The sequence below is a fragment of the Mesorhizobium sp. M7A.F.Ca.US.010.02.1.1 genome (assembly GCF_004023085.1).
GTDB lineage: Bacteria > Pseudomonadota > Alphaproteobacteria > Rhizobiales > Rhizobiaceae > Mesorhizobium.
Window position 1 is genome coordinate 184,728 of sequence record NZ_RZRV01000009.1, and the last position, 22,252, is coordinate 206,979.

25 protein-coding genes are annotated in these 22,252 nt (G+C 63.1%); 13 read left to right on the forward strand and 12 right to left on the reverse strand.

Going from position 1 to position 22,252, the window contains the following annotated elements:
• The first annotated feature begins 58 nt into the window (after positions 1–58).
• The gene (locus EOA19_RS12730; RefSeq protein ID WP_128303792.1) at positions 59–1,039 is read left to right on the forward strand and encodes a zinc-binding dehydrogenase; all 981 of its coding nucleotides are present in this window, start codon (positions 59–61) and stop codon (positions 1,037–1,039) included.
• 109 nt (positions 1,040–1,148) lie between these two features.
• A complete protein-coding gene (locus EOA19_RS12735; protein ID WP_128303793.1) occupies positions 1,149–2,075 on the forward strand; it encodes a DMT family transporter in 927 nt (308 codons plus the stop codon).
• 10 nt (positions 2,076–2,085) lie between these two features.
• On the opposite strand, the gene EOA19_RS12740 is transcribed toward EOA19_RS12735, so the two are convergent.
• On the reverse strand, positions 2,086–2,994 hold the full coding sequence (locus tag EOA19_RS12740) for an alpha/beta hydrolase (RefSeq protein ID WP_128303794.1): 909 nt from the start codon (positions 2,992–2,994) through the stop codon (positions 2,086–2,088).
• A 116-nt stretch (positions 2,995–3,110) separates the two neighbouring features.
• Between EOA19_RS12740 and EOA19_RS12745 the strand changes: the two genes are divergently transcribed.
• Positions 3,111–3,809, forward strand: coding sequence for a CGNR zinc finger domain-containing protein (locus EOA19_RS12745; RefSeq protein WP_128303795.1), 699 nt, complete (start codon positions 3,111–3,113; stop codon positions 3,807–3,809).
• 55 nt (positions 3,810–3,864) lie between these two features.
• Here EOA19_RS12745 and EOA19_RS12750 read toward each other — a convergent pair whose 3' ends face one another.
• Complete coding sequence (locus EOA19_RS12750) at positions 3,865–5,370, reverse strand: winged helix-turn-helix domain-containing tetratricopeptide repeat protein (RefSeq protein ID WP_128303796.1); 1,506 nt, start codon at positions 5,368–5,370, stop codon at positions 3,865–3,867.
• A 231-nt stretch (positions 5,371–5,601) separates the two neighbouring features.
• On the opposite strand from EOA19_RS12750, the gene EOA19_RS12755 reads away from it, so the two are divergent.
• The gene (locus EOA19_RS12755; RefSeq protein ID WP_023809755.1) at positions 5,602–5,856 is read left to right on the forward strand and encodes a hypothetical protein; all 255 of its coding nucleotides are present in this window, start codon (positions 5,602–5,604) and stop codon (positions 5,854–5,856) included.
• Positions 5,857–6,237: 381 nt separating this feature from the next.
• Here EOA19_RS12755 and EOA19_RS12760 read toward each other — a convergent pair whose 3' ends face one another.
• Entirely contained in the window at positions 6,238–6,591 is a 354-nt protein-coding gene (locus EOA19_RS12760) for a winged helix-turn-helix transcriptional regulator (RefSeq protein WP_128303797.1), read from the reverse strand.
• A 129-nt stretch (positions 6,592–6,720) separates the two neighbouring features.
• Between EOA19_RS12760 and EOA19_RS12765 the strand changes: the two genes are divergently transcribed.
• Together EOA19_RS12765 and EOA19_RS12770 are read left to right on the forward strand one after the other, a co-directional pair.
• The gene (locus EOA19_RS12765) at positions 6,721–7,629 is read left to right on the forward strand and encodes an NAD(P)-binding domain-containing protein (RefSeq protein WP_128303798.1); all 909 of its coding nucleotides are present in this window, start codon (positions 6,721–6,723) and stop codon (positions 7,627–7,629) included.
• Complete coding sequence (locus EOA19_RS12770; protein WP_128303799.1) at positions 7,607–7,999, forward strand: nuclear transport factor 2 family protein; 393 nt, start codon at positions 7,607–7,609, stop codon at positions 7,997–7,999. Before EOA19_RS12765 ends, EOA19_RS12770 begins: the two co-directional genes overlap by 23 nt.
• A gap of 27 nt (positions 8,000–8,026) precedes the next feature.
• Here EOA19_RS12770 and EOA19_RS12775 read toward each other — a convergent pair whose 3' ends face one another.
• The 3 genes from EOA19_RS12775 to EOA19_RS12785 form a co-directional block, all read right to left on the reverse strand.
• Positions 8,027–9,337, reverse strand: a complete 1,311-nt coding sequence (locus EOA19_RS12775) for a hemolysin family protein (protein ID WP_023809751.1) — start codon at positions 9,335–9,337, stop codon at positions 8,027–8,029.
• Between the two features lie 106 nt (positions 9,338–9,443).
• Complete coding sequence (locus tag EOA19_RS12780) at positions 9,444–9,818, reverse strand: nuclear transport factor 2 family protein (RefSeq protein WP_128303800.1); 375 nt, start codon at positions 9,816–9,818, stop codon at positions 9,444–9,446.
• Between the two features lie 54 nt (positions 9,819–9,872).
• Positions 9,873–10,574 carry an LssY C-terminal domain-containing protein gene (locus tag EOA19_RS12785; RefSeq protein ID WP_128303801.1) on the reverse strand — a complete coding sequence of 234 codons (702 nt, stop codon included), beginning with the start codon at positions 10,572–10,574 and terminating at the stop codon, positions 9,873–9,875.
• Positions 10,575–10,684: 110 nt separating this feature from the next.
• On the opposite strand from EOA19_RS12785, the gene EOA19_RS12790 reads away from it, so the two are divergent.
• Positions 10,685–11,398, forward strand: a complete 714-nt coding sequence (locus EOA19_RS12790) for a gamma-glutamylcyclotransferase (protein ID WP_023809747.1) — start codon at positions 10,685–10,687, stop codon at positions 11,396–11,398.
• A gap of 12 nt (positions 11,399–11,410) precedes the next feature.
• Here EOA19_RS12790 and EOA19_RS12795 read toward each other — a convergent pair whose 3' ends face one another.
• From EOA19_RS12795 to EOA19_RS12805, 3 genes are all read right to left on the reverse strand, one after another.
• The gene (locus tag EOA19_RS12795) at positions 11,411–12,217 is read right to left on the reverse strand and encodes an extensin family protein (protein WP_128303802.1); all 807 of its coding nucleotides are present in this window, start codon (positions 12,215–12,217) and stop codon (positions 11,411–11,413) included.
• Positions 12,218–12,332: 115 nt separating this feature from the next.
• Positions 12,333–13,370: an extensin family protein gene (locus EOA19_RS12800; protein ID WP_164892920.1), complete on the reverse strand. Its 1,038-nt coding sequence runs from the start codon at positions 13,368–13,370 to the stop codon at positions 12,333–12,335.
• Positions 13,371–13,557: 187 nt separating this feature from the next.
• A complete protein-coding gene (locus tag EOA19_RS12805) occupies positions 13,558–13,983 on the reverse strand; it encodes a DUF3775 domain-containing protein (RefSeq protein ID WP_013530064.1) in 426 nt (141 codons plus the stop codon).
• 143 nt (positions 13,984–14,126) lie between these two features.
• Here EOA19_RS12805 and EOA19_RS12810 point away from each other — a divergent pair, with 143 nt between their 5' ends.
• Both EOA19_RS12810 and greA read left to right on the forward strand, forming a co-directional pair.
• Positions 14,127–14,666, forward strand: coding sequence for a tetratricopeptide repeat protein (locus EOA19_RS12810; protein WP_128303804.1), 540 nt, complete (start codon positions 14,127–14,129; stop codon positions 14,664–14,666).
• Between the two features lie 270 nt (positions 14,667–14,936).
• Positions 14,937–15,410 carry a transcription elongation factor GreA gene (gene greA / locus EOA19_RS12815; RefSeq protein WP_013530066.1) on the forward strand — a complete coding sequence of 158 codons (474 nt, stop codon included), beginning with the start codon at positions 14,937–14,939 and terminating at the stop codon, positions 15,408–15,410.
• Between the two features lie 242 nt (positions 15,411–15,652).
• Here greA and waaC read toward each other — a convergent pair whose 3' ends face one another.
• Genes waaC through rfaD form a run of 3 tightly spaced genes read right to left on the reverse strand, consistent with a single transcriptional unit; the run spans position 15,653 to position 18,587 of the window.
• The gene (gene waaC / locus EOA19_RS12825) at positions 15,653–16,642 is read right to left on the reverse strand and encodes a lipopolysaccharide heptosyltransferase I (RefSeq protein ID WP_128303805.1); all 990 of its coding nucleotides are present in this window, start codon (positions 16,640–16,642) and stop codon (positions 15,653–15,655) included.
• A complete protein-coding gene (waaF, locus tag EOA19_RS12830; RefSeq protein ID WP_128303806.1) occupies positions 16,639–17,646 on the reverse strand; it encodes a lipopolysaccharide heptosyltransferase II in 1,008 nt (335 codons plus the stop codon). The genes waaC and waaF overlap by 4 nt, the downstream gene beginning before the upstream one ends.
• A complete protein-coding gene (rfaD, locus tag EOA19_RS12835) occupies positions 17,619–18,587 on the reverse strand; it encodes an ADP-glyceromanno-heptose 6-epimerase (RefSeq protein WP_128303807.1) in 969 nt (322 codons plus the stop codon). The genes waaF and rfaD overlap by 28 nt, the downstream gene beginning before the upstream one ends.
• A gap of 163 nt (positions 18,588–18,750) precedes the next feature.
• Here rfaD and EOA19_RS12840 point away from each other — a divergent pair, with 163 nt between their 5' ends.
• The 4 genes from EOA19_RS12840 to EOA19_RS12855 all read left to right on the forward strand — a co-directional run bounded on the left by EOA19_RS12840 (position 18,751) and on the right by EOA19_RS12855 (position 22,251).
• Positions 18,751–19,383, forward strand: coding sequence for a LysE family translocator (locus EOA19_RS12840; protein WP_127809573.1), 633 nt, complete (start codon positions 18,751–18,753; stop codon positions 19,381–19,383).
• 142 nt (positions 19,384–19,525) lie between these two features.
• Entirely contained in the window at positions 19,526–21,019 is a 1,494-nt protein-coding gene (gene rfaE1, locus EOA19_RS12845; RefSeq protein WP_023809739.1) for a D-glycero-beta-D-manno-heptose-7-phosphate kinase, read from the forward strand.
• 7 nt (positions 21,020–21,026) lie between these two features.
• Positions 21,027–21,599, forward strand: a complete 573-nt coding sequence (locus EOA19_RS12850; RefSeq protein WP_128303808.1) for an SIS domain-containing protein — start codon at positions 21,027–21,029, stop codon at positions 21,597–21,599.
• The gene (locus EOA19_RS12855; protein WP_128303809.1) at positions 21,592–22,251 is read left to right on the forward strand and encodes an HAD family hydrolase; all 660 of its coding nucleotides are present in this window, start codon (positions 21,592–21,594) and stop codon (positions 22,249–22,251) included. The genes EOA19_RS12850 and EOA19_RS12855 overlap by 8 nt, the downstream gene beginning before the upstream one ends.
• Position 22,252 lies beyond the last annotated feature (1 nt).

A 22,252-nucleotide genomic window follows, 5' to 3' on the forward strand; every position in this document is an offset into this window, starting at 1 on the left:
TCGAGGCTCCGCAGATAGTGGCAAACCGCTGCCGATGCCAGTGCGATCGGAGTTTGCGATGAAAGCCATTCAACTTAACCGCTTCGGTGGTCCCGAGGTGCTGGAGGTGGTCGATCTGCCGGCGCCGGTGCCGCAGTCCGGCGAGGTGCTGATCCGTGTCCACGCCGCCGGGATCAACTTCTTCGAAGTGCTGATGCGCGCGAACCGCTACGCGGTGACGCCGCAACTGCCGATGATCCCGGGCGTCGAGGCGGCGGGTGTCGTCGAGGCCGTCGGGCAAGGTGTGGATGCGCAATTGCTGGGTCGCCGCGTGGCCGCGCCTTTGTTCATGTCGCAGCGTCCCCACAGCGGCTATGCGGAGCAGGTGACGATGTCAGCCGATCTCGTCGTGCCGCTGCCGGATGCGCTGCCGTTCGAGGCTGCCACGGCGCTGATGGTGCAGGGGCTGACGGCCCTTCATCTGCTTCGGCAAAGCCCGCCCGATGACAAGGCGGTGCTGGTGCCGGCCGCATCGGGCGGTGTGGGAACGCTGCTTGTCCAACTGGCCAGGCTGAAGGGCGCACGCCAGGTGATCGCAGCCGCCGGCGGCAAGGCAAAGCTGGATTTCGTCTTGTCGCTCGGCGCCGATGCCGCAGTCGACTATACCAAGCCGGACTGGCCCGCTCGCGTCCGCGACCTCACCGGCGGGGAGGGCGCCAACATCATCTACGACACAGTCGGCGGTGCGCAGACCGCTGCCTTGCTTGAGGCCTTGGCGCCTGGCGGCGAACTGGTGTTTGCTGCGCTCGGGCGCTTTGGCCTCGCTGCCTCCGATCTGGAGCAGTTGATCGGCCGCAACCAGTCACTCAGGGGTTTCGCGCTGCTGCCGCTGCTGTCTGCCGACGTGCTGAAAGCCAGCCTGTCCGAACTGTTCCAAATGGCGGCAGGCGGCCAACTGCAGGTCACGATCGGCGGCAGATTCCGGCTCGACCAGGCCGGGGAAGCGCACCGGTTGCTGGATGAGCGCCGGTCGACCGGGAAGGTGGTACTGACACCCTGATATGGCGATAGCCGCGAACACGACGCCAATCGGGGTTGGACTGCTACATCGACGGGACTGCCATCTGGTCGCGCCCTGTGGCCTGATATATCCGGCTGCAATCCGTCACATGAGTGAAGCCGTGAAGACATCCAGCCTGACCGGCGCCGTTTCCCCGATGATCCCGGTGCTCGTTTGCGCGCTTGCGATCTTCCTGCTGTCCGGGATGGATGCGGCGATGAAGATCCTGGTCATCGCGGTCGGCGTCTACAACACCTTGCTGTGGCGCAGCATGGTCGCGACCGTGGTCGCGGGCGTGGCCTGGTTGGCGGGACCGCGCCTAACGCCAACCGTTCCGGTGCTGAGGCTGCATGCGCTGCGTGCCGCGATTGTCGGCATCGTCCTGATATCCTTCTTCTGGGGCTTGGCCAGGCTGCCGCTCGCGGAGGCGATCGGGCTCAGTTTCGTGGCGCCCTTGTTTGCCCTGTTTCTCGCCGCGCTGCTGCTGGGCGAACGGATCCGGCGCCAGGCTGTGTGGGCATCTTTGGCCGGCATTGCCGGTGTCGCCATCATCATGGCCGGCCAGTTCGGGAAGGCAGACTATTCGCAAGATGCCATGCTCGGCACGGCAGCGGTGCTCGTGTCGACGGTGTTCTACGGCTACAATCTGATCCTCGCCCGGCAACAGGCGCAGTTGGCCAAGCCCATCGAGATCATGCTGTTCCAGAACCTTTGCGTTGCCATCCTCCTCGGTCTCGCAGCACCCTGGCTTGCCGTCGCCCTACCGAGCAATCTTTGGCTTCCTTTGGCCGGGGTGACGGTGCTGTCGCTTGCCGGGCAGTTCCTGATGAGCTGGTCCTACGCCCGCGCCGAAGCGCAATATCTGATCCCGACGGAATACTCGGCCTTTATCTGGGCGGTCGCGCTCGGCTGGTTCTTCTTCGGCGAGGAGGCGACCTGGACCACCTTGACCGGAGCGTGCCTGATCGTCGCCGGCTGCCTGATCGCCGCGCGGGCCAATCCCAGGCTTGCCGAGCCCATCGAAGTGGCGGTTTGAGCGCCGACGTTCAGCGCCCGGCAGGTTCGCGAAATACCCCAGTCTCCACCTCGTGGATGAAGTGAGCGATGAGAGCCGCGCATTGACGATGATGCGTTTCGAGAAGCATGTGTCCGCTCTCAAAGACATGGATTTCGACTGCGTCGAGGTCGCGGCTGTAGGCCATGATCTCGTCCAGCGCGAAGAAGGCGTCGTGCCGTCCCCACAGCACGAGGCATGCTGGCTGTTGGTCGCGGAGATAGGCCTGGATGGCCGGGAAGCGGGCGATGTGCGAGCCATAATCGGTGAAGAGTTCGAACTGAATGTCGGTGTTGCCGGGCCTCGCCAGACGCTCCGTATCGAGATACCAACCCTCGGGCGGAAACAACACCTTCAGACGCTCGGGGAGACCGCCGATATATTGGTTCCGGGTCCCCTCGAAATTCATCCAGTCCGGCAGTTTGGCGCGGTTTTCTTCAGTCGGTTCGGCGAAGAACGCCTTCGGCGCGTCCCATTCCGGTCCCAGCCCCTCGTCATGAGCGTTGCTGTCCTGCGCGATCAGGCCGAGGATGCGATCCGGCCGCCGTGTGGCGAGATGATAGCCGACGGGCGTGCCGAAGTCAGTGATGTAGAGGAAGAATCGCTGGAGGCCGAGGGCCTCGATGAAGGCTTCTATCGTGTTGGCCAGGTTCTCGAACGTGTAGTCATAAGCATCGATGGAAGGGGCGGACGAAAAGCCGAAACCGGGCAGATCCGGCGCCACCACATAGGCTGTCTCCGCCAGCGGTTCGATGACATTGCGATAGACGTGCGACGAAGTCGGATATCCGTGCAGCAGCAGGATTGCCGGTCTGCCGGGATCGCCGGCATGACGATAGAAGATGTCGAGGCCGTCGACATTGATGGTTTCGTGGCGGGTCTTGTAACGATTGCTGCACATCCTCTCTCTCCCAGGGGTTCCGCGCCGATCTGGCGGTGTTATGGCTTTGACACCACATATCCGTATGATAGTGGTTACATCATAACCGTATAATCCGGCTAATGAGGTTATGTTCCATGGGCGATGCACACACCGAATGGGTGCCGGATCACTTCATAGGCGGGCATCCCGCTTTGGACCTGTCGAACGCCGTGTTCGACCGGCGGGTGCCAGCAGCTGATAATGAACTGTTTAAGTCCGTCCGGGATGTTGCGAACTGGTTCAACGCCTCAGGGCTTGCCGACGATCGCCAGGCGCAGGCCGTCGCCGAGATAGCGGATGGGCGGTTCGTGGAACGGGTCCGCGAAGTGCGGGAGGCGTCATTTCAGGTCTTCGAGTCAATCGCCGCGGGCAAACCGTCCGCGGTCGAACCGCTAGATCCTTTCACCGTTTCACGGAAACGGCGAGCTGCTCTAACTCTTTGTTTTGACGCAATCCCGGACGGAAAACCGCTTCACACTTTTCCTGGAATTGCTCTAGGCGTGTTATTCTCGCGCACGGCAAGCTCGCTTGCCGCCGGGTCTATAGAGCTGGATCGCACCAGGCCGGAGCTTGGCCTTGCCCGGTGGCGGGACCCGGACGCCGTCACCGCCTTGCTGGCCATGCTGTCCATCGAAGCGTTCTTCACCTTGCCGCGCGACAGGCTGCATTCCTGCCCTCGCTGTGGCTGGCTTTTCCTCGATACGTCGCGAGGCGGCAAGCGGCGCTGGTGCAGCATGCGCACCTGCGGTAACCGCGAGAAGGTCTCGCGCCACCGAGATCATGCCCATGCCTAGATCCGGGTTAGCGCACCACTTCGCCTTTGCTGCGGGCAGGCCGGATGCCGGCGCGTCACTCCGGAAGACCGGCCTTGCGAAAACCATCGACGAAATGCTCGAGCGTAGCGGCGTCGCGGAATGGCTCGGTCGTCGCCCAGTGATGGGTTGTGAAATGCGGGTTGCCGACGAGAAACAGCTCGGCCTCCGCGCGCGCCTCGTCCAGCCGGCCGAGTTGCGCCAGGCTTGCCGCCAGGAAACGGCGTGAGCTTGTGCGATAGGTCTCGTCACGGCGCAACGTCTCGATAGCGGCTTGATAGTCGCGCGCCGCATATTGCGCCTGGCCGAGCGTCAGATAGTACCAGCTCGCCGGAAACGGGTTCAGCCGGAACGCCTTGCGGATGTGCTCGAGACCCTCTTCGACCCGGCCGGCCAGGACCGCGATGTCGGACAATGCCGCCCAGGTGTCGGCCTCGTTCGGGTCGAGCTCGATCGCCTTGGCGAATTCGGCATCCGCCTCGGCGAAGCTGCGCTCATAGGCAAGCAGGTAGGCCAGGATCCAGCGACAGCCAGCATCGTTGGGATCGATCGCCACAGCCTTGCGCGCCAGCTCCAAGGCAACGCTGCGGGCAGCTTCGGTTGGTCCGCCCCAATGCACCTGTCCCATCCAGTGGTTCATGGCAAGCCAGCGATAGGGCTCGGCGTATCCGGGATCGAGCGACACCGCGCGCGTCAGCATCAGATGCGCTTCCTGCGCCATCTGCGGCGAGTCGTCGATCAGCTTGCGCGCCCGCACGCAGAGATCGTAAGCCTCGAGATTGCTGGGCCGGTTGCGCGGCGGCAGCGTGCGCAGACGGCCAAGCAATGCCTCCACGATCTTGGCCGTCACCTCGTCCTGAACGGCAAAGATGTCGTCCAGGCCGCGATCGAAGCGTTCCGCCCACAGATGATCGCCGCTCACCGCGTCAACCAGCTGTGCGTTGATGCGCACGCGCCCCGCGGCGCGTCTTGCGCTGCCTTCCAGCAGGTAGCGCACGCCAAGGTCCCCGGCGATCTCGCGCACGTCCATCGCTTTTCCCTTGTAGGCAAAGGTTGAGTTGCGGGCGATGACGAACAGGCCGGAGATCCTGGACAGGTCGGTGATCAGGTCTTCGGTCAACCCGTCCACGAAGGAATCCTGCTCGGGATCGTTGCTGAAATTGACGAAGGGCAGCACGGCTATCGATGGTTTGTCGGGCAGCGGCAAGGGTTTTCGCTTGGCCTCGCCGAGCTGCTCGACGGCCCCCGTGAAACGGTAGCCGACGCGCGGAACGGTGGATATCCATTCGCCGTTCTCGCCGACAGGACCAAGCAGCTTGCGCAACTGCGCGATCTGGACGGTGAGGTTGCCTTCCTCCACGGCCGTGCCCGGCCATGCAGCGTCCATCAACTCGGCCTTTCCCAAGATTTCACCGGGCCGCCCGACGAGTGCTGCAAGCAGGCTCAGCCCGCGATAGCCAACGGCAACGGGGACGTCGTTCCGAAGCAGCGTTCCCGCACCCGGATCAAGCACGAACGGACCAAAGGCAAAACGCGATCCCATAGGCGCATCTATAGAGCAATTCCAGGAAAAGTGTGAAGCGGTTTTCTGTTCGGAATTGCGTCAAAACAAAGGGTTAGAGTAGGTTACCGGTTCCGTGAACCGGTGAACTGCTCTAGCTCGTTTGGAAGTTTTGAGAACTATTTGGGAGGGCTTAATTACGGCGCCGTCCGTATCGCGCAGAATTCAACCTCATCGAGAGCCCTTAGGCCCTCAAACCATATGGAGGTTGCCATGACCAATACACTTGCATCAGCCCAGCGTTGTGCAGCGCGACCGGGAACGCCCGTGCGGCCGGCATCGCGCCGGCTCCTGAAGACCCTGCGAAGCATCATAGCGAGCTGGCACGATCGGACCTGGCGCGAACGGATACGCTTTCGCTGGCAACTCAGGCAGATGTCGAAGGACAATCCGCATCTGATCGACGATATCGGCCTGACGATAGAGCAGGTCGAGGGAGAGATCGCCAAGTCCTTCTGGGAACGATAGAGCGAATGCCGCAATTGCTCGGGCGTCAGCGCACCGCCTCGCGATGGGCGCCTGCCAGGCGGGATGCGGCGGCCGTCGAGATCGCCACCTCGAAGCGCCAGCCCTGCGCGTCGACGCATTCACCAGTCGCCGGCATAATGCATGTGCGCCAGCACATAGCCGGCGACGGAGCCCGGTGATGGGAGAATGCCGGCCGTTGTGGCGGTGCGAAACGGTAGTACTCGTCATGGACCAGCACCATCGGAACGCCTTGAATCTCGACAGGACATCGAGCGCGTCGCACCCCTGAAGCGTGTCCCGTACGAACGGGTTCAGGCGTTTTAGGTCCTCGTTTTTATGCATGTCGTTCTCCCCAACCGAGGTCGCTTTGGGCGACATGCATCAGAGGGCATCCATATGTACGCCATTGGCAATCTGAGGGCAGCCGGGCAGGCCGAATTGCTCGGCCCACAGACATAGTGAACCTGCTGCTGCGTTGAGCGCCGCGCCGCGTTCTGTCAGCGAATAGACTACCTTCGCTGGAACCACGGAAAAGACTTTACGGTCGACAAGGCCGTCGGCCTCCAGTTCTCGCAATTGTTGCGCCAGCATCTTTTCACTGATGCCAGAAAGCGCCTGTTTCAATCGACCAAATCTGCGCGACGCCGTTCCGAGCTCGCAAAGGATATCTACTTTCCACTTTCCTTCGACCATCCTGACGGCCGCTGCAAAGCCATTGTCCGCGGAATTGTTCATCGCGCGTTCCTTACCTTCTGGTGACCACTTACGCCTGGGTGCGTATCGCGCGCCGCTCGTTTTGACATACCTCTCAAGACGATCACAGCAAAACGCGGTCTGACGCCGCCAATTGATATGGAGTGTGGAATGAAGCTTTCAATCACGGTCATTGGAACGGGCCGTATGGGCTCGGCGCTCGCCGGCAGCCTGCTTCAGTCGGGATATCCGACGACTGTCTGGAACAGAACCAGACAGAAGACCGATCCACTCGCCAGGCTGGGCGCAATCGCCGCGTCCTCCGTGGAGGAGGCCGTGAACGCAGGCGAGATCATCATTGTGAATGTCAGCGACTATGAGGCGACAAAAGCGCTTCTCCACAGTGACGCCATCGCCTCAGCCATTCGCGGCAAGCTGATCGTGGAGTTGACTTCGGGGACGCCGAGTGGCGCACGGGAAGCCGCTGAATGGTGTACGAAGCACGGCGCAAACTACCTTGATGGCGCGATCATGGCGACGTCGGATTATATCGGCACGGACGCTGGGACCATCCTGCTTGCCGGGCCAAGGGAGGCTTTCGACACGAACCGCGATGTGTTTCGCGCTTTGGGTGGCAATGTTCAGCATGTTGGCGAAGAACCAGGGCGTGCGAACGCGCTCGATAGCGCACTACTGGCTATCATGTGGGGCGTTCTGTTCGGGACGCTCCATGCGATCGCCGTGTCGCAGGCCGAAGAGATCGAACTGGGTGAACTGGCGCGGCAGTGGTCCGCGACGGCGCCGGTCATTGACGGCCTGGTGACCGACCTCATCAAGCGGACGAGCGCTGGCCGATTTGCCAGCGATAACGAAACGCTCTCGTCGATCTCGGCGCACCACGGCGCAATGCAGCATCTGTTGGAGTTGATGCAGTTCCGCGGAATCGACCGTTCAATAGTCGATGGTTATGATGCGATATTCAAACGGGCCATAGCGGCGGGCCACTTGCACGATGATTTCGCCGCGCTCTCGCATTTTCTGGCGACAGGGAAGCAGCATGCTTTTGACGCATCTCATTGATAAGTATTGTGCATCGTGGTCCACCGAAAACGCCGAGAAGCGGCGGGCGTCGCTGCTATCGGTCTTGAGCGATGGCGCGACGTATACAGATCCAACCGTTCACGCTGTTGGTGCCGAAGAACTGCTAGCCCACATTGCAGGAATTCAGAGCAAGCATCCTGGTGCCTGCATTCTGCGGACCAGCAACGTGGATGTTCATCACGGCGTCGCGCGCTTCGCGTGGAAGTTTGTGATGCCTGACGGTTCGTCTTTACCCGAGGGCCTGGACATCGCTTTTCTAGATGAGGAGCAGAAACGGATAACGCGCATCATTGGCTTCTTCGGTTTGTTGAAACCAGTTCGACCTCTGGCAGAGGGCGGCGTCAGCTAACCGGTCAAAAGCTGACATTCGAACATGTCAGCGCACCGCCTCGCGGTGGGCGCCGGGCAGGCGGGTGGCGATCAGCTTGTCGATGCGGCGGCCGTCGAGATCGACCACCTCGAAGCGCCAGCCCTGCGCGTCGACGCATTCGCCAGTCGCCGGCAGATGGTGCATGTGCGACAGCACATAGCCGGCGACGGTTTCGTAATCGCGGTTTTCCGGCAGGTCGATGCCGAGAATGTCGGCCATCTCGTCGGCCTGCATGTAGCCGGCGAGCAGCCACGAGCCGTCCTCGCGCTTGACCGCGTTCTCCTCGTCGCCGGCGTCTGTGTCCGCGCGGAACACGCCGGTGATGGCTTCCAGAATGTCGGCCGGGGTGACGATGCCTTCGAAATGGCCGTATTCGTCATGCACCAGCGCCATCGGCACGTCGGATTCCTTCAGCTTCTGCAGCACATCCAGCGCGTCGGCCTGGTCGTAGACGATGGGGGCTGCGCGAACATGCCTGCGCGGGTCGAGCACGCGGCCGGCAAGCAACGCCGCCAGCACGTCACGCGTCTGGACGACGCCGATCATGACATCGACGCCGCCGTCACCTGCCGGCAGGCGCGAATGCTGGGTTTCCATGAGCAGCTTGCGGATGGCCGCCTCGTCGGATTGCAGATTGATCCAGTCGACCTCGGTGCGCGGCGTCATCACCGCGCGCACGGCGCGGTCGCCAAGCCGCATGACGCCGGCGATCATGCGCCGCTCGTCGGATTCGATGGTGCCGTGATGCTCGGCCTCGGCGACCAGCATCTTGATCTCCTCATCGGTGACCTTCTCCTCGCTTTCGCCGCGCTGGCCGAGCAGCCACAATATGGTGCGGCCGGAGAAGTCCAGCAGGAAGACCAGCGGCGCCGAGATGGTGGCGAGGATGGTCATTGCCGGAGCGACCCTGGCGGCGACCCGCTCTGGGTCGCGCAAGGCAATCTGCTTGGGCACCAGCTCGCCGACGATCAGCGAGAAATAGGTGATGATGGCTACGACGATGCCGACGCCGAGCGGATCGGCGACGGTCTCGCGGATGCCGGTCGAGGCCAGGAACTGCGCCAGCCGTTCGCCGAGCGTGGCGCCGGAAAAGGCGCCGGAGAGGACGCCGACCAGGGTGATGCCGATCTGCACCGAGGAGAGGAACTTGCCGGGATTCGAGCCAAGCTCGAGCGCGCGGCCGGCGCCATTGATGCCGCGGTCGATCATCGCTTTCAGCCGGGCCGGTCGCGACGAGACGATGGCAAGTTCGGACATCGACAGAAGGCCGTTCACACAGATGAGGACGACCACGATAGCGATTTCTACGTATAACATGAGCGGTCAATAGCATTGCGGCGCGGTCTTCGAAAATAGTCTGACGTGATTTTTGAGAAATGACCGGCATTTCGGTCACGCGGCATCCCAGGGCGGTGAGGAACCGTCAGGGATCCGGCATTGCTCTGAAGGGTCCGAAAAAGCCGACGACCAGCGACAGCTTTCCCTCCTTGGAAACGCGGCACATATCCATGCTTTCGGTGCCTCGAAATCCGTTTTCGCCTCTCTGCACCCAGCCAAAACGCAGGAAGTCGTGATGAACGTCGACCAAGGTCGTCCGTTCGAGCCAGAAGCCCGGACGAGCTTTCAGCACCTGATCAATGTGTTGGAGCAGTGCCTTGGCTCCGGAGATATGCACCGTCGGATCAATGTATGTGCCTTCCGGTTCGAATGAGGCCAACAACAGGCGGCGACGTTCCTCAGGCTCCGGGTCGAACCATGCCCTGCAGTAGTTATCCACTACGCTTTCCGAGTCGAACATCAGAAGCTCCTTTTGAAACCGCCGGACTGTTTCAGCCTGCAAGGCCCGCGCGACCTACTGTTTGAGTACGCCGACAATTGCCTCGCCGTCCGTGAAATAGGGATCGCCGCCGCCATTGCGCCCGGTACTGGTGGCGCCGACGCCCGATATGTCGCTGGTCGAGATCAGCGTGCCGGCGGTGGCCAGGTCGCGCATCAGGAAATCGCGCTCGGCGTCGATGTCGGGGTCGATATGGTGGGTGACAGCGCCGGTGTCGTGGCTGAGGCCGACGCCGCGATCGAAGCTGGCCGAGCCCAGCCACAGCGGCCGGCCATCGTCGCCGCTTGCATCGGTCCGCCAGAAGCGGACATGATGCCGGCGGTCGGCGCTGAGGCCCTCCGGCTTTTCGAAGGCGAGATCCTGGGCGCGGCCATCGAACAGCAGCCTGCTGACCGGCGCATCGGGGTAGGGGTGGTCGAACAGCACGCTTTCACCGATCTCGATCGCGGTCTTCAGGGTCACGGCGTCGGCGGTGTCCCAGCCGGCGACGGCGAAGGCGTGGACTACTTCCTTTCGCGTACCGACAAGACCGACATTGATGGGATCGCCCGGAATGCCTTGCGGCGTGTGCGTCACCATCTCGAAGCTGTGCTTGCGAAAGCCGCGATCGTGAAACGTCCAGAATTCCGGTGCGGCGAAATAGGCGAGCGCCAGATAGGCGGCCAGCAAGGTCGCCACCCAGATTGCAACGCGTCGCCGAAAACTTCGCTGGCTCATGAACGCCGCCCGATCCGTGCGGTATCTTTTGCCCGAGGGACCCTGGAAATCAATGGCCAGCAGCGCGCCGCCGCTTTATCGTGGGCCATCGTTTCTTCGTGGGGGCAGCAATGGAGCGGAAGCTGGCAGGCCGCAAGCCAATGGCGTTGACCGCCGAGCTTGTCGCGCAAGTTGAGCGTGTCGAGCCTGATCCCGGGCCAGAGCCCGGAACCAGCGAGCACACCGATGCGGAGTTCGATGGCCTGGTCGAAAAGCTGCTTTCGCAGCATCGTCCCGACACGCTTTGGGTCTTTGCCTACGGGTCGTTGATCTGGAACCCCGAATTCGCCCATGTCGAGCAGCGCCCGGCCACGGCGCCGGGATGGCACCGCTCGTTTTGCCTGAAGCTGACCCGCTGGCGCGGAACCCGTGATTTGCCGGCCCTGATGCTGGCGCTCGATCGAGGCGGCAGTTGCAACGGCATCGTCTATCGGCTGCCCGCGGAAGACCATTTCGGGCAACTCGGCCAGTTGATGCGCCGCGAGATCGATGCCAACCCGCCAACCAACGTGCCATGCTGGATCAAGGTCAAGACCAAGGACGGGCCGCTGCATGCCTTGGCCTTCGTCGCGGCGCCGGATGGCAGGGCCTATGCCGGCCGGTTGCCATTGGAGCAGGTTGCCGACACTCTGGCACGGGCTGCCGGTCATTGGGGCTCTTCGGCGCAGTATTTGTTCAGGACCGTGAGCAAGCTTGAAGAGAGCGGCATCCGCGACCGGAATCTCTGGCGCATCCAGGACTTGGTCGCACGGCAAATCGCCGCTTCAACCGGTGGCGCCGACTAGGCTGATCTCTTTCTAACGGCAGGCGCGATAACCGTTCTTGCGGTTCTTGATGTCGAAATGGAAATGGTTGCGGTGGTCGTAATTGTAGCCGGGGCCGAGCACGGTGGTGAAATACTGGCAGCCGTCGGCGCGTACATTGTTGAGGAAGCCCCGGGTGCGGAAGGCGAACAGGCCGGGCTTGCGCACGTCGATGTCGTCGCCATTGTTGAGTTCGATGCTCATGACGTCGAGCGCATTGCCCTTGCCGTGCTCGGACAGCACACCTTCGCCGGCAATCCTGCGGCAGGAATAGCTGGAGCCCTGGTGGATGGTCTTGACACCGGAGAAATAACGCCAGCGGGCGGAGGGGACGAGCTCGTTCTTCGTCCAGCCGGCAAAGGTGGCGGCCATGTCGCAGGTGAGGGTCGCGGCGGGTTTCATCTGGATGTTGCCGATGGCCGAAACCTTGACCGGATAATCGATGCCGCACTGGCCTTCATGGATCGGCGCCAGGTCGGTGTAGGCGACATCGAGGCGCTTCAATTGCTGCCGGCAGTCGGTTTCGCTGGCCGGCATCTGCTCGACGGGCGACATCGGCTCGTCCATGCGCGGATAAGCGGCCTGCGTCATGTACGGATTGGAAGGGACAAGCTTCTGCATGCCGGCATATTGCGGCACGGCAGCCGTCTGCGCGCCGACGTCGACGGCCGGCTCCAGCGACAGCACACTGCCGGTGTTGCAGGCGGAAAGCGCCGCCAGCGCCAGGCCGGCGGTCAGCATTGCTGGATATTTTGACTGGCGCGCGGTGGCGAAAAACACGGCCCGAAATTTGCCGGCCATTGGCGGAATCCCGTTGATGGATATCCGGCATTTTAACGATCAAGGGTAAAGGAAAACTCAGCGCCCGCGTTCATGCCTGCGGCCGAATTGCGGCACGCGGCTGGATCAGCCATGTTCACTGGCAGAACGTCCCGCCGTGCCGGCGCGGTTCGAGATCGAGATGGAAATGCAGGGAATGATCAGGATCGGCGCCCGGACCGAGCACCGTCTTGAAAGGTCCGCAGGCCGCCTTGCGCACGGCATTGAGGAATTTAGCGTCTTTCTCCGGCGGCGCTGGGCCGACCTCGATCTTCTTGCCGTCCGACAGCGTGAAGCTGGCGATGTCGAGTGCGTTGCCGAACGCGTGTTCCGACAGTTTTCGTGTGCCGTTGCGTGGCCGGCAGACGAAGGCCGACGCCTGGCCGATCGATTTCAGGTCGGCGCCGAATTCGGCTTTCGCCGCCGGCTGGATCACATCGGCCGCAAAACGTGCCGCCGCCTCGGCCATCTTGCAGTTGAGCTCGGCGCCGGGGCCGATGGCTACGGACTTTCCAAGGGTCTTCAGCACGATGGGGTAGGGGATCGAACAGCCGATTTCAGGCTGGCTTTCCGCCTTGTGTTCTTCGAACTCGACGCCGAGCGTCTTCAGCCGTTCGCGGCATGCGACTTCCTCGGCTGGCATTTTTTCATCGGGCAAGTCGGCCGAGCGCGGGTCTGGCAGCATCTTCTCGTCGTCTGCATCGGCCGGCTTTTGCGACGGCTGCGGGCCAATGTTGGGCGGCTGAGCCTCGGGCTCCGCGATGTCGGGTTTTGGTGTCGGCGTTGGCGCGACCGCGGGCGGCTCCGGTTCGCTTTCCGTATCGGCTGAGGGTTCGGGAGCCGACGGCTCGGGGAGTGCCTGCTTTTCCTGACGGGATTTTTCTTCATTGGAACGGTCGGGCGCGCCGGCGGTTTTCGCAGCGTCCGCCGGGCGTGGTTCCGGCACCGGAATGGCGGGTCCGGATCCCGAAATGCCGGGTCTGGGCATCGGAACATCGGCAGGCAAGGGCAGCGGCGGCAGCGTTTTCTGCTGTGCCTGCTTCGGCGTCACCGACCGGTGTCTTCGTGGTTTCAGGCGCTTTCCGCCTCGCGGTTTAAGGGGCTGTTCGGCTCTTGGTGTCAACGGCTGCTCTATCCTCGGTGTCAACGGCTCGTGATGCCGATGGCGATGTCTCGCCTCGGCCGGCATCACCAGCAAGACCGTGATGGTCATGACGAACGCGATCCTGCATATTCGGGAAAAGACAATCGACCCCATCGCCGTCAACGGCGCCGACGCGAGGAAAGTTGCCTTGGCCCCATCACGAACGGTAACCGCGTCGTTACGCACCGATCGCTTCCAGCCCTTCCTCCAGCCAGTCGGCGAGCAGCGGCATGCCGAGCAGGTATTTCGCGGTGCGCTTGTTGGCGCGTTCGCGCGCTGCCGCCAGCGCGTCCGCCCATTCTGTGGCGTCGTAGTCGCCGCGACCGACCCAGGCCAGCGCGATCAGCTCGGCTGCTTCATCGACATTGAGGTCGTTTATCAGCTCGCGCAGCTCTTCCTCGGTCAGATTCTCCGAGCTTTCCTCGGCAAGGCCGTCATGGTGATGGTTGACATGGGACTCGCCGTCGAGTTCGACCTCGTGCTCGGCGCCATCGGCATAGTCTTCATTGACGGCCGCACTCAGCGCCTTGGCCTTGAGGATGAACAGGCGCACCGTGTCGGGGCCGATCGAAAGCTCCCAGTCCTTTTCAAGCCGCCGCTGCAAGGGCCGTCTCCCTCAGGTCGTTTGCCGGATGATAGCGGATTCGCAGCATCCGTCACCTGATGTTCTCCCGCACGTAATTTTCCGGGATGAAACGCAAGCCGACCGGCGTTAGTGTTGCATTCTCACCCCTCCAGGAGGTTTCGATGCATAAAAGAGTGCTGATCCAGGCGGCGACTGCCCTTGTCGCGCTGCAGTTCCTTGCCGTTCCGGTGTTCGCCGCCGGCGGTGACAGTGGCGGCAGCGATCAGACCGTCACCCAATGCAAGAAGGGCGAAGTCTGGGACAAGAAGAAGAAAAAGTGCGTCGCACCCCAGGAGGGCATGCTCGACGACGACAGCATCTATGATGCTGGCCATGCGTTGGCGATGGCCGGGCGCTATGACGAGGCGATCGCCGTGCTCAGCCTTGCCGCCAACAAGCAGGATCCGCGCATCCTCAACTATCTCGGCTATTCGCACCGCCATTCCGGCCGCGTCACCGTTGGCCTCGGCTATTACGAGGAAGCGCTGCGCATCGATCCGAACTACACGCTGGTGCGTGAATATCTCGGCGAAGCGCATCTGCAGATCGGCGATCTGGCCGGCGCCCAGCAACAGCTGATGGAAATCGAGAAGCGGACCGGCAAGGGTTCGCGCGAATACGGCATGCTGGCCGAGCAGATCGACCATTTTATGCGAAGCTGAAAAGATTCCAGGGCTCTTTAAAGCGGCCGCGAGCGATCGCGGCCGCTTTTTTGTTGCCCCAGTCTCATTCACCGCCCCCGGCTGATGAATGCGGGGATGATTTTTACAAAACCGATTTTTGGGCGTGAAAAACCCGCGAAGATTGCTATATTCAGGGAAATTGCGGTGAAACGGTTCCGTTAGCCCGAGGCTGCCGGACCCGTTTTCTTTTTGTACCATCGACAAGGCTTTCCCCGAAACGCGGGGGCGGCAGCAGGAAAGGCAGGCATCATGAACAAGGTCCCGATGACAGGCGAGGGGTTCGCGTCATTGAAGGAAGAACTGCGGTGGCGCCAGCAGGAAGAGCGGCCGCGCATCATCGAGGCGATCTCCGAAGCGCGCTCGCATGGCGACCTGTCCGAAAATGCCGAATATCATGCCGCCAAAGAGGCGCAGAGCCTCAACGAGGGCCGCGTCAACGAGCTTGAAGATTATATCGCGCGGGCCGAGGTGATCGACGTCAGCAAGCTCAGCGGGGACAAGATCAAGTTCGGCGCCACCGTGGTGCTGGTCGACGAGGACACCGAGGAAAAGAAGACCTACCGGATCGTCGGCGACCAGGAGGCGGACGTGAAGTCCGGCCGCATCTCGATCTCCTCGCCGATCGCGCGTGCGCTCATCGGCAAGGAAGTCGGCGACGCCATCGAAGTCAATGCGCCTGGCGGTGCCAGGGGGTATGAGATCGTCCAGGTGCAGTTCATCTAGGGAATTCGAGGGGGGCGCGGCTGCGACTTTTAAGCTGAGGTTTGCGCCGCCCCTCATTGCCCTGCCGGGCATTTCTCCCCGTATAGTGACGGGGAGAAAGATGCTCTCATCGACGATTTCGCCAATTTTCAACGTAGCAGAATAGACGCTGGCCTTGCGTTCAGATCCTTTCTCCCCGTCGATATACGGGGAGAAGGTGCCGGCAGGCGGATGAGGGGCAGCGCCAGCCTTTCCGATTGACTTCAGTTCTTGCCAGCGTTGGCCTTGCCAAGGACCTGGAGTCCCGCCAGCCTTTCTGCCTCCGCCACCACCTCCGCCGGCATCACACGCTTCCCGGGCGGGGCCAAAAGCGTCGACGCATATTGCCCGCGAGGCCCCGTCAACCCTGGCTCGGTTGCCAGGAACACCGCAACCGTCGGCAGCCCGAAGGCGCTGGCAAGATGGGTCAGCCCGGTGTCGGCGCCGATGACCAGCTCCGAGCGGCCGATAAATGCAGCGATCTCGGCCAGCGGTGACTTTGGCACCACAACTGTTAACGGCACTGCCTTGGCAATGGCTTCGGCCACGGCCTTCTCGCGCTCGTTCGACCATGTGGTGACCGGCGTCATCCCACGTTCAGCCAGCAGGCGGGCGGTTTCAATCCAGTCTTCGGCCGGCCATTTCTTGTCTTCGCGGCTGGTGCCGTGCAGCAGGAAGGCGGTTTTTCCAGAAGGGCCCGCCAGAGTGCCGGCGGGCGGGACGATGCCGGAGTCCAGGGTCGAAAGATCGGGCTGATAGCCGAGCGCCAGCCCGAACAGCCGCCGTGTCCGTTCGATGGCGTGCAGGTCGCGCGGCACGGGATAAGTGGCATCGTAGAACAGCGTCGCAGAAGGTTCGCGCGCGCTCGAACCGTCGAAGCCGGCAATGTGGGAGCCCACCTGTCTTGCCACCAGAGCCGATTTCAGGAGGCCTTGCGCATCGATGACGAGGTCGTACCGGCAATCGCGCAAGGTCCGGCGCAGGGCGGCCGCCTCGCGCCAGGTGGCGCCGTCGAGCAGCGCCTTGCGCCAGCGCCGGATCGCCACCGTATGAATCCGGTCGATCGCCGGGTGAAGCGCGACGATACCGGCAAATGCCTCTTCGACGCACCAGTCGAAGGTCAGGTCCGGGCGGTTGCGACGGGCATCCTCGACGGCCGGAAAGGTGTGAATGACATCGCCCATCGATGACGTCTTGACGATCAGCACCTTCATGCCGCTGCCGGGATATCCAGCAGCCGCTCCGCCGCTGCCGCGACTTGGCCGACTTCCAGCGTCTTCAGGCAGTTGAGATGGCCGAGCGGGCAGACCTTCTGGTGGCAGGGCGAGCACGACAGCCTAAGCCAGACCAGTTCCCGGTGCTCGGCCAGCGGTGGCGTGTTCTCGGGCGAGGTCGAGCCGTAGACGGCGACGATCGGCGTACCGACGGCGGCCGCGACATGCATCAGCCCGCTGTCGTTGGACACGGCCAGCCTTGCGGCGGATATCAGGTCGATGGCGTCCTCCAGCCGCGTCTGTCCGGCGAGATCGACGACGCCGGGGGCCAGGGCCGCGATCTCCGCCGTCACGTCGCGGTCGTTCTTCGAGCCGAACAGAGCGACCTTCAAGCCTTTGCCCATGAAATCGCGGGCAAGCCCGGCATAGCTTTCGCTGGGCCAGCGCTTGGCCGGGCCGAATTCGGCGCCGGGCATCAGGGCCACGAATTTCTGCGGCGCTAGGCCGAACCGGCCGAGCAGGTCGACCTGGTTTTTCGTGTCCACGCTAAGCCGTGGCGCCCGGAAACCACCGCCCTGGGCAAGGCCGAAATAGGCCTGCGCGGTGCGTCGTTTGATGCTGTCGGGCAATGGCACGATGTCGGTCAACAGGCCATAGCGCATCTCGCGCAGGTTGCCGACCCGGCGCGGAATGCGGGCAAAGAACGGGATCAGCGCCGACTTCCAGCTGCCCGGCAGGACATAGGCGATGTCGTAGCGGCCGCGCAGCAGGCGGCCGAAGCGGCGCCGATGGGTGAATTCGAGCGCACCGGGTTTGAGCGGAAAGTCGATCTGCTGGCGGATTTCGGGCATGCGCTTGACCAGGGGTGCTGCCCAGGCTGGCGCCAGCACATCGATGGCGGCGTTGGGATGCAACTCCTTCAGCGCCGAAAACAGGCACTGCGCCATCACCATGTCGCCCACCCAGCGTGGGCCGATCACGAGGATCGTTGGGCTTTCAGCCATTCGACATAGTCTCTGACACCGGTTTCCACTGTCCGGAATTGGCCATTGTAACCGGCCGCGCGTAAACGGGACATATCAGCTTGCGTAAAGCTCTGGTAGCTGCCCTTGAGATGGTCGGGGAAGGTGATGAACTCGATCTGCCCTTGGCCCAGCGTGTCGATCACCGTTTCGGCGATGGCGCGGAAGGGCTGGGCGCGGCCGGTGCCGCAATTGAAGATGCCGCTTGAGCCCCGCTTCCACAGCCACAGATTGACGTGGGCGACATCGCCGACATGGATGAAGTCGCGGCTTTGTTCGCCGGGTCCGAACCCGTCATAGGCGCCGAACAGTTTCGGGTTCTCGCCTCGCTCGACCTGGTTGAACAGATGGAAAGCGACTGAGGCCATGGCGCCCTTGTGCGCTTCGCGCGGGCCATAGACGTTGAAGTAACGCAAACCCACGACCTGCGAATGGTCGGTATCGAAACCAGTGCGCCCGGCGAACACCGTTCGCCTGACGTAGTCGTCGAACAGCTTCTTGGAATAGGCGTATACGTTGAGCGGCCGCTCGAGCGCGGGATCCTCGCGGAACTCCGAGCCGCCGCCATAGACGGAAGCCGAGGAAGCGTAGAGGAAGGGCACGCGCAGCGCCTGGCTTGCATGCAGCAGCCGTTTCGAGAAGGCGTAATTCACCTCCATCATGAATTTGCCGTTCCACTCGGTGGTGGTCGAGCATGCGCCCTGGTGGAACACGGCCTCGATGCGGCCGAGCGAGCCGGCCTCCATGCGGTCCAGGAAATCGTCCTTGTCGAGATAGTCGGCGATCTTGAGATCGGCGAGATTGGCGATCTTGTGACCGTCGGTAAGGTCGTCGACGACGAGGATATTGTCATGCCCTTCGGCATTCAGCGCGGCGACGATGTTGGAGCCGATCATGCCGGCGCCGCCCGTGACGATGATCATATTGTTGGCCCTGATACGCGTTCCACTTGTCGATTCCGGCCCTTATAAGGGAGGCAGGGTGGGCTGTCGATAAAGCAGGCAGCAGGCTGGATGTCACAGTGGCGCCGCAAAGCTGCCGCTTCAGTCGGTTCGTGCCGCTCAGCATGATCGTGAGGGACCAAAAATGCCATCGACCGAACTGCTCATCGCGTTTTTCGCCACCACGGCGATCTTCGCCTACATTCCAGGCCCGGCCATGCTCTATGCCGCCGCGCAGACGATGGCGCGCGGCCGCTGGTCCGGCCTGACGGCGGCGCTCGGCATCCATCTTGGCGGTTATGTGCATGTCTTCGCCGCTGCGGCGGGCCTGTCTGTGCTGTTTCACGCCGTGCCGACGCTCTACCTGGCGGTCAAGCTGGTCGGCGCGCTCTATCTGATCTGGCTTGGCGTCGCGCTGTTTCGCAAGCGCGCGGACGGCGATGCGGCGCTGCCTGCGATCGAGCGCAAATCAGCGCGGCGCGCCTTTTTCGAGAGCATCACCGTCGAGGTGCTCAATCCAAAGACAGCGATCTTCTTCATGGCGTTCCTGCCGCAATTCATCGACGCCTCGGCGGCGTTTCCGGTCTGGCTGCAGTTCGTCGTGCTCGGCACGATCGTTAATCTGATGTTCTCCTCGGCCGATATCGTCTGTGTGTTCCTGGCGGGCGCCGTGATCGGCCGTTTGCGGCGTTCGAGCCGCGCACAGCGGCTGATGCAACGGGCGGGAGGAGCTGTGCTGGTCGGGCTGGGCGTCCATGTCGCCCTGCAAAAGAGCTGACCGCCCGAGCCTGCCGGGATCATGCCTGCCGTTGCGCTGCGTGAATTTGCGGTATATCGGCTTTCGCCATGAGCGATCCGACCAGTCGATTGATGAGCACTTATGAGATTGAAATCGGCCTTTTCCCTGTGTTGCCAGTGACATGATCAAGCACAATCCGCCTTCTCCCGAACCGTTGCACCGCGCCATTGCGCGGTTCGGCCAGGCCACTGTGCTGGTGGTCGGCGACTTCATCCTCGATCGTTTCGTCAACGGCGTCATCGAGCGGATCTCGCCGGAGGCGCCGATCCCGGTGCTGCACGGGCGCGGTGAGACCTCGACCATGGGCGGTGCCGGCAATGTCGTGGCCAACATCGTTTCGCTTGGTGCTGCCGCTGTTCCCGTCTCGGTCATCGGCACCGATGTGGCAGGCGATAGCCTGGTGCGGATGCTCGGCGAGCTTGGCGCCGATACGGCGGGCCTCGCACAGGAGCGTGGTCGCATGACCTCGTCCAAAAGCCGCTTCAGCGCGCTCAACCAGCAGGTGCTGCGCTTCGACGAGGAGGAAATCAAGCCGTTGGGCGCTGCGGAGCGAGCCGGCCTGATCCGGCATTTCCGCGCCGCACTGACGCGCGCCGACATCGTCATCCTGTCCGACTACGGCAAGGGCATCCTGCTCGACGGCGTCGCCGGCGACTTGATCGCCATCTGCCGCGAGGCTGGAAAGCCGGTGCTGGTCGACCCGAAGGGCCGCGATTACGCCCGCTATGCCGGGGCGACCGCCATCACCCCCAACCGCAAGGAACTCGGCGAGGCCGTCGGCCATGCGGTGTTCGCCGATGACGAGATCGTGGCTGCCGCACGCGAGCTGATTTCGGCACATGGTTTCGATTTCGTCGTTGCGACGCGCAGCGAAAAGGGCATGAGCGTGGTCGGTCCCGACGAGGCGCGCCACATCGCCACCCAGGCGCGCGAAGTGTTCGACGTTTCGGGCGCCGGCGACACGGTGATCGCGAGCTTCGCGCTGGCGCTGGCCGTGGGCGCCGATACGGTCATGGCCGCTTCGATCGCCAATGCCGCTGGTGGCGTCGTGGTGGGCAAGCGTGGCACCGCGCGGCTGACGGTCGAGGAACTCACCGGCGCGCTGTTCCGTTCACATGGGCCGACCGCCCACAAGGACGCCATCCTCGATGCCACATCGGCCGCCCGCATGGTGGCGGCGTGGAAGGAAGAGGGCCTGAGCGTCGGCTTCACCAATGGCTGCTTCGACATCCTGCATGCCGGCCATGTCAGCTTGCTGCACGCGGCGCGCAGCCAGTGCGACCGGCTGGTGCTCGGCCTTAACAGCGATGCCTCGGTGCGGCGACTGAAGGGCGCCGGGCGCCCGGTCAACGACCAGCACGACCGCGCCTGCGTGCTGGCAGCACTTGCCTCCGTCGATGCGGTCGTGGTGTTCGAGGAAGATACGCCGCTGGCGCTGATCGAAGCGCTGCTGCCCGACATACTGGTCAAGGGGGCCGATTACACGGTCGACACCGTGGTCGGCGCCGATGTGGTGCAGAAGGCCGGCGGACGCGTCGTGCTGGTCGATCTGGTCGCCGGAAAAAGCACCACCAACACCATTGGCAAATTGCGCGCCGGCGGCACCACAAACTGAGGGTTTCATGTCCGAGTTGAACGATTATCTTGTCCGCTCCGCGGCTGCCATATCAGCCATGGTCGAACGGGACCTGACCGGTGAGATGGGGCGGGCAGCGAGCGCGGTGGTGACGGCGCTTTCGTCGGGGAAAGCCTTGCTCATCGCCGGCAATGGCGGCTCGGCCAGCGACGCCATCCACATTGCCGGCGAACTGGTCGGCCGCTTTCTCAAGGAGCGCAAGGCCTACAATGTCATCGCGCTGCCGGCCAATGCAGCGGTGCTGACCGCCTGGGGCAACGACTATGGATTCGACACGGTTTTTTCGCGCCAGGTCGAGGCGCATGGCTCCGCCGGCGGGGTGCTCCTGGCGATCTCGACCAGCGGCAATTCGCCGAGCATCCTTGCCGCCGCCGAACAGGCGCGGAGGATGGACATGACGGTGATCGGCATGACCGGCGACACCGGCGGCAAGCTGAAGCCTCTGTCCGATATCCTGCTCAACGTGCCGTCGACCTCGACGCCGATCATCCAGCAGGGGCATCTGTGCCTTTACCATCATTTGTGCGAGGTGGTCGAAGCGCGCCTCAGCAATGGCTGATCCCCCGACCTCTTGCCGCTATCCGCTGGCGGAGCCTGGCCTATGGGTCGAGCAGGTCGGCTCAAGGGTGTTCGCCGCCGGCTCGCCGGCGCTGTTCCTCGATCGCGACGGCACCATCAATGTCGATACGGGCTATCCGGATGATCCTGCCGAAATGGTGCTGCGCGCGGACATAGCCGCGGTGATAGCCGCCGCCAACCGGGCCGGCATTCCGGTCATCATCGTCACCAACCAGTCGGGCATCGCGCGTGGCTATTTCGGCTGGGGCGATTTCGCTGCCGTCAACGGCCGCGTGCTCGAGCTGCTGCGCGCCGAAAATGCGTTCGTCGATATGGTCGTCGCCTGCGCCTATCACGAAGCTGGCACCGGTGTGCTTGCGGTCGCCGATCATCCGATGCGCAAGCCCAATCCGGGCATGCTGCTGGAGGCGGCCGGGCGCCTCGGGCTCGATCTGCGGCGTTCGCTGATCGTCGGCGACAAGGAGGCCGACATGGAGGCGGGACAACGCGCCGGCCTCGCGCAGGGCTGGCTGGTAGACGGGCAAGCAGCTGTCCGATCGGGCTTCACAATTCAGCCTTGGTGCGCCCGCGCGGATTTCGACGGCCTGCTCGCCGCAATAGCTGCGCTTGGCACCGCCTCGGGCGCGCCGTGAC